The sequence below is a fragment of the Pseudomonas sp. GM24 genome, assembly GCF_000282235.1.
Taxonomy (GTDB): Bacteria; Pseudomonadota; Gammaproteobacteria; order Pseudomonadales; family Pseudomonadaceae; genus Aquipseudomonas.
On the sequence record NZ_AKJR01000011.1, the window covers coordinates 1 to 11,899 of the forward strand.

Below are 11,899 nucleotides of genomic sequence, written 5' to 3' on the forward strand. Positions count from 1 at the left end.
GAGGGGCTTTTGATCTTGCCTACCAAACCCCAGACACAACAAAGCCCGCACAAGGCGGGCTCTGTTCTGACTCGGTCCAGGCTTAGAAGCGGAACACTTCCATATCTGTCCGAATCGGCGAGGCCATCGGAATCTTCGGCTGCTTCTCGGCTTCCGCTGCTGGCGCCGCCGGCTTCGGTGCCGATTTACGCGGCGCCTCGGCCACCGGCGGCTGATTGGCCAACGGCTTCAGCGCCACCGACAATTGCTCGGCCAGACGCTGCAGCAAAATACCCTGTGCCTGCACCTGCGAAGCCGTACTGCCAGCATGCAGCTCTTGCAGGTGAACGATGCGGTTATCGCGCACCTGACCACGACGGTCGATCAAACGCCATTGCGCATCAAGTATCGCCGGTTGTTTCTGGCCAGAGTCCAGACGTGTAATGGTCAACAACACCTGCACATCCGGAGTGAACCCCGTTGTGGCCGGTGCCAGCACCACACGTTGGCTGTCCAGATGGCCAGCGACCTGACGCATCAGCAACTGATCGATATCCGACGAAAGGCTGCCAGCCCAACGACCGTCGGTCGCCGCTTGCAGACTGCCGTCTGGTTGACGTTGCAGTAATGTTTCACGTTGCAGGTAATCGGCTACGACTACCGGGCCTAACAAAACCGCCATGCCTGCGCTTTGCGCAGGCTGAACCGGACTTCCGCTGTCCAGTTGATACAGCGACACCGGCTGGTGAACGCTGCAACCCGCCAGGCCCAAAACGCCGGCGAGCAGGAAAATAAGGGGGCGCAGAGCTGTCATCATCCCGTCCAGGTGGCCGCCACAAGGCTGACCACAGTGAAAATACTCAATAAATATGAAGAACGCTCAGCCACGCCGGCGCTTGGAAAGGCCATATCATCCGTGAATATGCGTTCCGACTCCAGCGCCAAAGCGTCGATCTACGCGTTAAATCGTGGATCGACGCCTCTAGGACGCCTAATTGAGGTTTTCGACGAGCAGCGCATCCACTCTCTGGAAGCCCCTTGGAAGCTTATTGCCACGACGTCCACGTTCACCTTTGTAGTGTTCGAGGTCGTCGGCCTTCAGCGACAGGGTGCGTTTTCCGGCCTGCAGCACCAACGTGGCGCCTTCCGGAATGACCGCGATGTCCGTGACATATTCTTCGCGACTGGCCACGCGCTCACCGGAAATACCGATGATCTTGTTGCCTTTGCCCTTACCTAATTGTGGCAGATCGCTGATTTTGAAGATCAGCAGGCGACCTTCGGTCGTGACCGAGGCCAGCCAGTTGTGCTCACGATCAGCTACCGGACGCGGCGCGATGACTTTGGCGTTGTTCGGCAGGCTCAACAGGGCTTTACCGGCCTTGTTCTTGGCTTGCAGGTCTTCGCCTTTGACCACGAAGCCGTAACCGGCGTCGGAGGCGATCACGTACAACGCATCGTCTTCCGGCATCAGCACACACTCGAACGAGGCGCCCGGCGGCGGCGTCAGACGACCGGTCAACGGTTCACCCTGACCACGCGCCGACGGCAACGTGTGCGCGGCGACAGAATAGCTGCGGCCGGTAGAGTCAATCACCACGGCAGACTGGTTGGAGCGCCCCGCCGCCGAGGTCTTGAAGCCGTCGCCGGCCTTGTACGACAGGCCGGTAGCATCAATGTCATGACCTTTGGCCGAACGGATCCAGCCTTTTTCCGAGAGGACGACGGTGACTTTCTCGTTCGGCAGCAGATCGTGCTCGGTCAACGCTTTGGCTTCGGTACGTTCGACGATTGGCGAACGGCGGTCATCGCCATAGGTTTCGGCGTCCTTGATCAGCTCGGTGCGCACCAGCTTCTTCAGCTTGGCTTCGCTGCCCAGCAGCGCTTGCAGCTTGGCTTGTTCCTTGAGCAGTTCGTCCTGCTCGTCGCGCAACTTCATCTCTTCCAGTCGCGCCAACTGCCGCAGACGGGTGTCGAGGATGTAGTCGGCCTGAATTTCGCTGAGGGCGAAACGCTCGATCAGCTTGGCCTTCGGATGCTCCTCGGTGCGGATGATGTGGATCACTTCATCGAGGTTGAGGTAGGCAATCAACAAACCGTCCAACAGGTGCAGACGACGCTCGACCTTGTCGAGGCGGAATTGCAGGCGGCGACGCACGGTCAGCACGCGGAATTCCAGCCACTCGACCAGCAAGGCACGGAGGTTTTTCAGCTGTGGTTTGCCGTCCAGACCGATGATGTTGACGTTGACCCGGTAGGTCGACTCCAGCTCGGTGCTGGCGAACAGGTGCTGCATCAGCGCTTCGTGATCGACGCGGCTGTTGACCGGAATGATCACGATGCGGCACGGGTTTTCGTGGTCGGATTCGTCGCGCAGGTCAGCGATCTGCGGGGCTTTTGACGGCTTGGCCTGCATCAGCGCGGCGATCTGCTCCAGCACCTTGGCACCGGACACCTGGTGCGGCAGCGCGGTGACGATGATGTCGCCGTCCTCGACGTGGTAGACGGCGCGCATGCGCACCGAGCCTTTGCCGGTTTCGTACATCTTCAGCAGGTCGGCACGCGGCGTGATGATTTCTGCTTCGGTCGGATAGTCCGGGCCTTGAATGTGTTCGCAGAGTTGCTCGACCGTGGCTTTCGGCTCATCGAGCAGGCGCACGCACGCGGTGGCGACTTCGCGCAGGTTGTGCGGCGGCACGTCGGTGGCCATGCCCACGGCGATACCGGTGGTGCCGTTGAGCAGAATGTTCGGCAGGCGCGCCGGCAGCACCAGCGGCTCCTGCAGGGTGCCGTCGAAGTTCGGCCCCCAGTCGGCAGTGCCCTGGCCGAGTTCGCTGAGCAGCACTTCGGAATAACGCGACAGACGCGCTTCGGTGTAACGCATGGCGGCGAAGGACTTCGGATCGTCCGGCGCACCCCAGTTACCCTGACCGTCGACCAGCGTATAGCGATAGCTGAATGGCTGGGCCATCAGCACCATCGCTTCGTAGCACGCCGAGTCACCGTGCGGGTGGAATTTACCGAGCACGTCGCCGACGGTACGCGCCGACTTCTTGTGCTTGGAATCGGCGTCCAGGCCCAACTCGCTCATCGCATAAATGATGCGACGCTGCACCGGTTTCAGGCCGTCGCCGATATGCGGCAAGGCACGGTCCATGATCACGTACATGGAGTAGTTGAGGTAGGCACTTTCGGTGAAGTCGGCCAGCGAGCGGCGTTCTACACCGTCCAGGCTGAGATCAAGGGGGTTGCTCATGCAGGCCTCATCGGTTCGTTGTCTGGCGCAGCAGCATGGTGCCACCGCGCTGAGTAAATTCAAGTTTGTTCAGGGCGCTCATGCCAAGCAACACCTGATCGCCATGCAGCCCCGGCGCCACCAGTGCGCGGACGTCGCGCAGCACGATGTCGCCCAGTTGCAGGCGGTCGATTTTGGTCCGGTAGCCCTGGCTCAGGCCGTTGGCCGTGCTCAGGGTCACACCGAAACCTTCTTCCAGTTTCAAACGCTTGGCCAGATCCGCCGGGATCGCCACATCGGTCGCGCCGGTGTCGAGCATGAACTCCACCGGCTCACCGTTGATCTGACCGCTGGCGACAAAATGCCCTTGGGCGTTGCCGGCCAGCTTCACCTCGATAAAACCTTCGCCCTGCTCCGAACTGACGACGACGTTCGGATTCTGCTGACGTTGCTCCCACTGGCCGAAAAACCGCGTGGCCAGAAACAGCGCCGCGCACCACGCCAGAATCATCAGCACCCGACCGGCGCGCTTGCCCGGCGGCTGTTGACTCATGGCTTGGCGCTCCAGCCGCCATCAGGTGCGGCGAAGCGCCAGACGATCGGCCGAACCTCACCGTCGGCCCGCGGGCCGAAATTATTGTCGACGCCGACCCATGCACCATCAGCGTCAACGATCAGCGCCTCTTCCAGCCCGAAGTTCTGCGAATAACGGCGGTTGGCCTGTAACAGTTCAGCGGCGTACGACCAGCAACGCTCGACCTTGGCGGTCTGCGCATCGCGCCGACAAATCTGGAAAGCGTTGCGCTCAAGGGTAAACAATTTGCCGTTGAACAACGAAAGGTCGGAAAAGTCTCGGTCGACCGCTCTAGCCTTGGGGAACTGCGGCGGCTGCATTTCCTTGCCGCCCTCGCTGAGCAGCACGCAACGACCGTCGCAATCCCACACTGTCTGCTGGCGCTTGATCAGCAGCAAGCCACGGCTTTGCCGCTCGGCGGCCAGCCACATCTGATCGCCCGCCGGGCTGATCGCCAGGCCTTCGAAAATCGCATTGAAATGCAGGAGCATGCCGCTGGCCCGCGCTTCGCGAACCATCATCGGCGAGATCTTCAGCCAGTTGACCGGGCCGCTGACGGGCACCTGCAAGACCGCCGCATGGCCCTCGCTGACAATGTAGCGATTGCCGGTGCTGTCGCAACTGATGCCTTCGAAATCCAGGTCGCCACCGCGCACGAACGATGCGGCCCAATTGCGCGAGCGCAACCCCCACGGTAGACCGGTCTCCGGCACCAGGGGCACGTCGATGTGCAAGGCTTCGGCCTGCCAGACCTGATCGGCGGTATTGAGCCGATAGATCTGATCATCATCGCGGTCCGACACCGTCCACAACTCGCCGCCACACATGGCCAGCCCCGACAGGTTACCGCCGCGCATGCCGTCGACGGGGTGTTCGGAGAGCACGCGCAATTCCTGCAAAGGCTCGGCCGACACGCTCATCACACTCAGCAGCAACACACCCGCCAAGGCCCAGCCAAACCGCATCAGGCCAGCACCTCGGCGAGGTTGCCTTTGGATTCGAGCCAGGTCTTGCGGTCACCGGCGCGTTTCTTCGCCAGCAGCATGTCCATCATTTCCGAGGTTTCGGCAAAATCCTCGCCCAGCGTCAACTGCACCAGACGTCGCGTGTTCGGGTCCATGGTGGTTTCACGCAGCTGCGGCGGGTTCATCTCACCCAGACCTTTGAATCGGGTGACCTGCGGTTTGCCGCGTTTCTTCTCGGCGACCAGGCGGTCGAGAATGCCGTCGCGCTCGGCTTCGTCGAGAGCGTAGTAGATCTCTTTGCCCAAATCGATGCGGTACAGCGGTGGCATGGCGACGTAGACGTGACCGGCATCCACCAGCGGGCGGAAATGCTGGACGAACAACGCGCAGAGCAAGGTCGCGATGTGCAGACCGTCGGAGTCGGCGTCGGCGAGGATGCAGATCTTGCCGTAACGCAACTGGCTCATGTCCGCCGCGCCCGGGTCGACACCGATGGCCACGGCGATGTTGTGCACTTCCTGACTGGCCAACACCTCACTGCCGTCGACTTCCCAGGTGTTGAGGATCTTGCCGCGCAACGGCAGGATCGCCTGGAACTCTTTGTCCCGCGCTTGCTTGGCGGAACCGCCGGCGGAATCACCTTCGACCAGAAACAGTTCGGAACGCATCGGATCCTGCCCGGCGCAGTCGGCCAGTTTGCCCGGCAACGCGGGGCCTTGAGTGACGCGTTTACGCTCGACCTTCTTACTCGCTTTGAGACGACGACCGGCGTTATTGATTGCCAGCTCAGCCAGGGCCAGACCGGTTTCCGGGTTGGCGTTGAGCCACAGGCTGAACGCATCCTTGACCACACCGGAGACAAACGCCGCCGCTTCACGGGACGACAGACGCTCTTTGGTCTGGCCGGAGAATTGCGGCTCCTGCATTTTCATCGACAGGACGAACGCGATGCGCTCCCAGACGTCTTCCGGCGCCAGCTTCACGCCGCGCGGCAGCAGACTGCGGAATTCGCAGAACTCGCGCATGGCGTCGAGCAAACCCTGACGCAAACCGTTGACGTGGGTACCGCCCTGCGCCGTCGGGATCAGGTTGACGTAGCTTTCCTGCACCGCGTCGCCACCTTCCGGCAGCCACAGCAGCGCCCAGTCGACCGCTTCTTTATTACCGGCGAAAGCGCCGCAGAACGGCTCGTTCGGCAGGCGTTCGAATTCGCTGACGGCGTCGACCAGATACGAGCGCAGGCCGTCTTCGTAGTGCCACTCGACTTTCTCGCCGGTGCCTTTGTCTTCGAAGCTGACCAAAAGGCCCGGGCACAACACAGCCTTGGCCTTGAGCACGTGCTTGAGGCGGCTGATGGAGAATTTCGGTGAATCGAAATACTTCGGATCCGGCGCGAAGTACACGCTGGTGCCGGTGTTGCGCTTGCCGACGGTGCCGACGATTTCCAGCTCGGTGGCTTTGTAGCCATCGGCGAACGTCATCTGGTATTCGTTGCCGTCACGCTTTACGCGCACGCGCACTTCGGTCGACAAGGCGTTGACCACGGAAATACCCACACCGTGCAAACCGCCGGAGAACTGGTAGTTCTTGTTGGAAAACTTGCCGCCCGCGTGGAGCTTGGTGAGGATCAGCTCAACGCCCGACACGCCCTCTTCCGGGTGAATGTCGACCGGCATGCCACGACCGTCGTCGCTGACTTCCAGGGAATGGTCAGCGTGCAGGATGACCTGCACCGATTTGGCGTGGCCGGCCAAGGCTTCGTCGACACTGTTGTCGATGACTTCCTGGGCAAGGTGGTTCGGCCGACTGGTGTCGGTGTACATGCCGGGGCGTTTGCGCACCGGGTCGAGGCCCGAGAGGACTTCGATGGCGTCGGCGTTATAAGAGCTAGCGCTGGGAGTGGCCATAGGGTCTCGTCGTCAGTCATTCATGAAATAGGGGCAAGACTTCACAGTGCGGTGAAATCGATTGCCTGATACACATCGGCACCAATGCCGGCAAAACTCAGCAACGCCGGCAATTGCCCGGCGAAACCCTGAAAACTGTGGTCGCCGCCGGCCTGAATACGCAAGGCGCAGGCCCGGTAATACTGCTGGGCGAGGCGATAATCCAGTGTTTCATCGCCGGTCTGCAACCATACCTGATAGCGCTGGGCGTCCTGAGGCGCCGGCACTTCCAGTTCGGCCAGGGCCGTGACGTGGTCGTGGGTCAATTCCCAGGTTTCATCGGTATACAGGTTTTTCTGCGTGCCCAGATAGCCGTCGAACATCCGGTGCGGGCTGACCGCCGGGTTGACCAGCAGGGCTTTCAGGCCATGGCGCTCGGCCAGGTGAGTCGCATAGTAGCCGCCGAGTGAGCTTCCCACCAGCAGCGGGCTGCCCAGTTCGGCAATCGCTTGTTCCAACTGACCGATGGCTTCACGCGGGTGGTGATGCAGGGCCGGGACACGCAATTTGTCGGTCAAACCCAGCTGCTCCATCACGGAGACCAACTGGCAAGCCTTTTTCGAGGCCGGGGCGCTGTTGAAACCGTGGATATAGAGGATCGAACCGGACATTTGAGCTCCCTGGGTGTCGGTTTGGGTTTGCAGAGTTTACAGGGAGAGAAGAGCGGATTGGGGGTGGTTTCGAGAAATTGGTTATTCAGCAGGGGCGGCCCTCACCCTAGCCCTCTCCCAAAGGGAGAGGGGACTGAATGGGGAATATTCAAGAACTACACCGACCTGAAAGTGATTGGGCGAATCCATAATCGACTCGGTATTTCAGGTCGGCGCATGACGCAATACACCTCGGTCGGCTCCCTCTCCCTCTGGGAGAGGGCTGGGGTGAGGGGCTCTTGATCGAAAATCAGTAACCTTCGGAACCGTAATCAACGGTAAAAGCAAATCCGGTGACACGTTCCACGCCAGTCTCCAATCGCCCATCCGGCAACAACCGCAACCACCGATACCCCGGCGCCTGCTCCCCCACCTTGAAGTCCGCACTCCCCGGCTCGAACTGAATGCACGTCGAAGGCGAAGCCATCAAGCGCACGCCATTGCGCTCACGATCAATCTCCTGATGCACATGCCCCCACAACACCGCGCGAGCCTGTGGAAAACGATCCAGCACCTCGAAAAACGCCTCGGGATTGCGCAAACCAATCGGCTCCATCCACGCGCAACCGATCGACACCGGGTGATGATGAAAACAAACCAGATGATGGCGCTCCGGCGCTTCGCTCAGGGAGCGGGCCAGCAGCTGCAATTGATCATCCTGAAGATACCCCGGCACCGAACCCGGCACCGCCGAATCCAGCAGCGTCACCCGCCAGTTACCAATATCGACTACCGACTCCAGCAACGCGCTCTGCACGGCGGCCTGGGCCATGATCATCGGTTCGTCGTGATTGCCGGGAATCCAGCGCGCCGGGGCAGCGATCTGCGCGCTCATCTGGCGAAACTGCTGATACGACGCCAGCGTGCCGTCCTGCGAGATATCGCCGGTGGCCAGAATCAGGTCGATCTGCGGCTGCTGCTCCAGCACCAACTCGATCACCTGTTGCAGGCTCTCGCGGGTGTTCATGCCCAGCAGCGTACCGTGCGCTTCAGCGAACAGATGGCTGTCGGACAACTGCACCAGCAGCGGCGAATCGGCGGAGGTCAACGTGGATACGCTCGGCAAGGCGCTCTCCCAAGGCAAAAGCACGGAATCGATAGTGCCGCAATTATGCTGGGGGATCACTGAAAGAGGAAACTGCCGAACCGGACGCAGTTCACAACTAGCGTACGACGTCGTACTCGTGCCCCAACGCCAGGCAATGACTCAGCCATTCCCCCAGGAACAGATTGAGCTGGGCCTTTTCATCTGGCTGATGCATGGCCGCGTTCGGGTAAGGATAGATGCCGCGAAAGCGTCGTGCATGTTCGGCGCTGACCACTTCGGCCATGCGCGCGTCATGATAGACCTGCACTTCCAGTTGCGGCACCGGCAGCCAAGGCAGGCTATGTTCCTGACGCACTTGCAACGTTGTGGTGTATGGGCAGGTTTGCAGCACTTCGAGGGCCAGCACGCCGAGCATCTGCTCGCCCTGGGTCACGGCGATCCGCCGCGCCTCGGGCTCGTTGCGCATGTCCGGCAGCAGTCGCATCAGGCGCGCGTAGTTGGCCTCGCAGGCGGCTTGCAGCCCCGCGAGGTCGACTCGATAACGATCGCGCAACTTGTTTACGACCATAACCCCCTCACTTCGGCGCGGTTCAGCGCCAGCCACTGCAAAGCGATGATGCTCGCCGCGTTGGCAATGCGACCGTCACGGACGGCCTGCAAGGCATCTTCAAAGGCCCAGACCGTGACGCGGATATCTTCTGCCTCTTCTTCCAGGCCATGCAGGCCGCCAACGCCGTCAGTGCTGCAACGCCCCAGATACAAATGCACGAACTCGTTGCTGCCGCCCGGCGACGGGAAATACTTGGTCATCGGCCACAGGGCCTTGATGTCCAGCCCAGCTTCCTCCTGCGCCTCGCGGTGAGCAACTTCTTCCGGCACTTCGGCCTTGTCGATCAGACCAGCGACCAGTTCGACCAGCCACGGGTTGTCGGTCTTGCCCATGGCGCCGACGCGAAACTGCTCGATCAACACCACCTCGTCGCGCTGCGGATCGTAAGGCAGCACACACACGGCATCGTGGCGTACAAAGACTTCACGGTTGATCTCGCGGCTCATGCCACCGGCGAACAATTCATGACGCAGGTGCAAACGGTCGAGTTTGTAAAAACCCTCGTAGCAGCGCTCGCGTCGCACGACGTCGACGGTGGTCGGAATGGCGTTGGCAAAATCAGTCATGAGCATCCTCTTTACTGCAGATCCATTACGAGTTGCCGCTTGTTACTGGCAACCTCGACTTCGCGCCATCCTAACGCGCCCGCACCGTTTGATGCAGCCCCTTTACCGTCAGCGGGATGGACGGTGGAGGCGAAACCCACTCTAATTAACTTAGTGGCGAACTGACTGCTTCTGCGAGAGTCGAAGCGGATATCTTTTTGCCTTCCCCTGCTTTCGAAAGGACGCCCATGTCGCTTTTCAAAATTGCCTCCGTGGCCGCCATTGCCCTGACTCTGGGTGCGTGCGCCAGCCTGTTCCAGCCCAACTACCGCACACCGCTGGAAACCACCCGCGATGCATCGGAACAACTGAAACCGGGCTGTTCCAACCCTGATTGCCCACTGGTGAACATCGACACCCTGCGCTTCCCGGCCGAACCTGCGCTGGACGGCATCATCGAAAAACGCCTGCTGCAAATGACCCGCACCGAGAAAAACGCCCAAGTAGCGCCAACCCTGGCGGCCTATCGCGAGCAGTTTCTGGCCAGTGCCGGCCCGCGCAACAGCAGCTATCTGCAAGCGAAAGTACGCGAGCAGCATGACGGCTTGGTGATCATCGAAGTGTCGAGCTACCTCGACACCGGCGGTGCGCATGGCACCCCGGGGCGCGGTTTCATCAACTATTCGCGCCAGCAGCACAAGGTGCTGAACCTGTCCGACATGCTCGTGCCGGGTCAGGAAGAGGCGTTCTGGAAAGCGGCGCAGGTCGCGCACAACAGTTGGTTGATCAGCACCAAGCTCGATCAGGAGCCGGAGTTCGTGGCGAACTGGCCGTTCGTGAAGACCCCGAACGTGGCGCTGACCTATGGCGGCGTGATCCTCAAGTACGACGTGACCACCATCGCGCCTTACGCGCTGGGCCACGTCGAACTGAAGATTCCTTATCCGCGTCTGAACGGCATTCTCAAGCCTGAGCTGTTTCCCGGCCGTAACTGAAGGCCCGGCCCAGCACTAGTTGCAACAGCCCTGCCAGCACCAGCGCCGGCAGGGTTGCGCCGACATCCGGATACAGATTCGCCAGCAAGTGGTAGGTGCTCACGCCACCCAGCCACGCTAACAACGCCGGCCAGCGCAATGCCGCCGACGCGACCTGAGCGCTGCGCTTGCGCAGGATGAAGTGATCGACCAGCACCACGCCGAACAGCGGCGCAAACACCGAGCCGATCAGCAGCAGGAAATTCTGGTACTGCGCCAACGGCGCCAGCAGGGCGATCAGCGTGCAGATCACGCCAATGGCCAAGGCCAGATGCTCGACTTTCAGGCGCAACAGAATCCCGCTGGAAACCGCTGCCGAGTGAATGTCGGCGAAGGCGTTTTCCGACTCATCCAGCAGAATCAGCAACAGCGGAATGCCCAGACCTGCACCGGCCAGTGCCAGCAGCAACGCGTTGACTTCACCGCTCGGCGCGAACGCAAGCGTGTAAGCGACGCCAAGGCTCATCAGCCAGAAGTTGCCGATAAAGAAACCGACCGCAGTGCCGCCGAAAACATTCTTCGCACGCTTGCCGAATCGCGAGTAGTCGGCGATCAGCGGCAGCCACGACAGCGGCATCGCAATGGCAATGTCAAAGCCCACAGCGAATGGCATCGAACCGTCACCGGCACGCGACCAGAGATCGGCCAGATCGGCTTTGGCAAACAGGTTCCAGGTCAGCCACAGGCACGCCGCCAACAGCAGCCAGATGCCCCACTTGCGCAGGATCTGCCGCACAAAAGTCAGCGGCCCGCTAACAGCAAGCAACGTCGCCAACGCCCCGAAAAACAGTGTCCACAAAACCGGGTTCGACCACAGCGAACCTTCGCTGAACGCGCGGGTGCCGAGCAGGCTGGCAGCGTCGCGCATGACGATGATTTCGAACGAGCCCCAACCAATCAGTTGCAGCAGGTTGAGCAGCGCCGGCAGGCTCGCGCCTTTGCTGCCGAGGCTGAGTTTCAGCGCGGCCATCGAGGACAGACCGGTGTCGCTGCCGATCACGCCAACGGCGGCCAGCAACAGTACGCCGACCAACGTGCCGAGGAAAATCGCCAGCAGCGAACCGGACAGGCCCAGACCTGGCGCGAGTAATGCGCCGGTCTGCAAAACCATCAGGCCGATGCCGAGGGAGAACCACAAGGAAAACAGATCGCGACCACCGAATACACGCTTGTCGGCGGGTACGGCGAGGTCGGGGGAATAAGTGCTGGGTTGAATGCTCAAGGGTGTTATCTCAGAGGGACACTTGTTGTGATCGTTCCCACGCTCCGCGTGGGAACGCCTCTAGGGACCAGTGACGCGGAGCGTCACGGGC

The 11,899-nt window shown here is 61.1% G+C and carries 11 protein-coding genes; 1 reads left to right on the plus strand and 10 read right to left on the minus strand.

Features of this window, described 5'->3' with window-relative positions:
* Positions 1–82 precede the first annotated feature (82 nt).
* The 9 genes from PMI23_RS00910 to PMI23_RS00950 all read right to left on the minus strand — a co-directional run bounded on the left by PMI23_RS00910 (position 83) and on the right by PMI23_RS00950 (position 9,573).
* The gene (locus tag PMI23_RS00910; protein WP_007915780.1) at positions 83–793 is read right to left on the minus strand and encodes a PqiC family protein; all 711 of its coding nucleotides are present in this window, start codon (positions 791–793) and stop codon (positions 83–85) included.
* Positions 794–970: 177 nt separating this feature from the next.
* On the minus strand, positions 971–3,235 hold the full coding sequence (gene parC / locus PMI23_RS00915) for a DNA topoisomerase IV subunit A (protein ID WP_007915778.1): 2,265 nt from the start codon (positions 3,233–3,235) through the stop codon (positions 971–973).
* A 7-nt stretch (positions 3,236–3,242) separates the two neighbouring features.
* Positions 3,243–3,767: a retropepsin-like aspartic protease family protein gene (locus tag PMI23_RS00920; RefSeq protein ID WP_007915776.1), complete on the minus strand. Its 525-nt coding sequence runs from the start codon at positions 3,765–3,767 to the stop codon at positions 3,243–3,245.
* Positions 3,764–4,753, minus strand: a complete 990-nt coding sequence (locus tag PMI23_RS00925) for an esterase-like activity of phytase family protein (RefSeq protein WP_007915773.1) — start codon at positions 4,751–4,753, stop codon at positions 3,764–3,766. Before PMI23_RS00925 ends, PMI23_RS00920 begins: the two co-directional genes overlap by 4 nt.
* On the minus strand, positions 4,753–6,660 hold the full coding sequence (parE, locus tag PMI23_RS00930) for a DNA topoisomerase IV subunit B (protein ID WP_007915770.1): 1,908 nt from the start codon (positions 6,658–6,660) through the stop codon (positions 4,753–4,755). Before parE ends, PMI23_RS00925 begins: the two co-directional genes overlap by 1 nt.
* Positions 6,661–6,701: 41 nt before the next feature.
* A complete protein-coding gene (locus tag PMI23_RS00935) occupies positions 6,702–7,310 on the minus strand; it encodes a YqiA/YcfP family alpha/beta fold hydrolase (RefSeq protein ID WP_007915761.1) in 609 nt (202 codons plus the stop codon).
* Between the two features lie 289 nt (positions 7,311–7,599).
* Positions 7,600–8,415 (minus strand): 3',5'-cyclic-AMP phosphodiesterase, encoded by an 816-nt coding sequence (gene cpdA / locus PMI23_RS00940; RefSeq protein ID WP_007915759.1) that lies wholly within the window; start codon positions 8,413–8,415, stop codon positions 7,600–7,602.
* 97 nt (positions 8,416–8,512) lie between these two features.
* A complete protein-coding gene (locus PMI23_RS00945) occupies positions 8,513–8,965 on the minus strand; it encodes a DUF1249 domain-containing protein (RefSeq protein ID WP_007915757.1) in 453 nt (150 codons plus the stop codon).
* Positions 8,956–9,573 (minus strand): NUDIX domain-containing protein, encoded by a 618-nt coding sequence (locus PMI23_RS00950; protein ID WP_007915755.1) that lies wholly within the window; start codon positions 9,571–9,573, stop codon positions 8,956–8,958. The genes PMI23_RS00945 and PMI23_RS00950 overlap by 10 nt, the downstream gene beginning before the upstream one ends.
* A 227-nt stretch (positions 9,574–9,800) precedes the next feature.
* Between PMI23_RS00950 and PMI23_RS00955 the strand changes: the two genes are divergently transcribed.
* Complete coding sequence (locus tag PMI23_RS00955) at positions 9,801–10,547, plus strand: RsiV family protein (RefSeq protein WP_007915753.1); 747 nt, start codon at positions 9,801–9,803, stop codon at positions 10,545–10,547.
* Here PMI23_RS00955 and cytX read toward each other — a convergent pair.
* Positions 10,516–11,808, minus strand: coding sequence for a putative hydroxymethylpyrimidine transporter CytX (cytX, locus tag PMI23_RS00960; protein WP_007915751.1), 1,293 nt, complete (start codon positions 11,806–11,808; stop codon positions 10,516–10,518). The genes PMI23_RS00955 and cytX overlap by 32 nt on opposite strands.
* Positions 11,809–11,899 lie beyond the last annotated feature (91 nt).

Excerpts from the sequence above, each read along its gene's own strand:
- PMI23_RS00935 (WP_007915761.1), bottom strand. The coding sequence starts at position 7,310 with ATGTCCGGTTCGATCCTCTATATCCACGGTTTCAACAGCGCCCCGGCC.
- PMI23_RS00955 (WP_007915753.1), top strand. The coding sequence starts at position 9,801 with ATGTCGCTTTTCAAAATTGCCTCCGTGGCCGCCATTGCCCTGACTCTG.
- PMI23_RS00950 (WP_007915755.1), bottom strand. The coding sequence starts at position 9,573 with ATGACTGATTTTGCCAACGCCATTCCGACCACCGTCGACGTCGTGCGA.
- PMI23_RS00945 (WP_007915757.1), bottom strand. The coding sequence starts at position 8,965 with ATGGTCGTAAACAAGTTGCGCGATCGTTATCGAGTCGACCTCGCGGGG.
- PMI23_RS00920 (WP_007915776.1), bottom strand. The coding sequence starts at position 3,767 with ATGAGTCAACAGCCGCCGGGCAAGCGCGCCGGTCGGGTGCTGATGATT.
- PMI23_RS00910 (WP_007915780.1), bottom strand. The coding sequence starts at position 793 with ATGACAGCTCTGCGCCCCCTTATTTTCCTGCTCGCCGGCGTTTTGGGC.
- PMI23_RS00925 (WP_007915773.1), bottom strand. The coding sequence starts at position 4,753 with ATGCGGTTTGGCTGGGCCTTGGCGGGTGTGTTGCTGCTGAGTGTGATG.
- parC (WP_007915778.1), bottom strand. The coding sequence starts at position 3,235 with ATGAGCAACCCCCTTGATCTCAGCCTGGACGGTGTAGAACGCCGCTCG.
- parE (WP_007915770.1), bottom strand. The coding sequence starts at position 6,660 with ATGGCCACTCCCAGCGCTAGCTCTTATAACGCCGACGCCATCGAAGTC.